General features: G+C 65.9%; 1 pseudogene. It reads right to left on the bottom strand.

The features are described 5' to 3' along the window. Positions 1–232: pseudogene (locus tag KVT32_RS31815) on the bottom strand (aminoglycoside phosphotransferase); the annotation flags it as partial.

Here is a 232-nt window from a genome sequence, read left to right as displayed (position 1 = left end):
GTAGTTCAGGCGGCAGAAGATGCCCAGGATCTTCAGGTGGCGCTGCAGCGCCATGAATTCGAAGTCGCGGTAGAAGGCGTCGATGTCCGGGTTGGCCGGCAGGCCGGCCTGCTTCGCGCTCTGCCAGTAGCGCACCACCCAGTCCAGCACGATTTCCTCGTCCCACTGGATGTAGGCGTCGCGCAGCAGCGAGGCCAGGTCGTAGGTGACCGGGCCGTAGGCGGCGTCCTGG

The organism is Achromobacter sp. GbtcB20, from assembly GCF_019091095.1.
In the GTDB taxonomy this organism is placed as follows: Bacteria; Pseudomonadota; Gammaproteobacteria; order Burkholderiales; family Burkholderiaceae_B; genus Achromobacter; species Achromobacter mucicolens.
The sequence above is the reverse complement of the archived record's forward strand: the minus strand, read 5'-3'. Positions and strand labels throughout refer to the sequence as shown.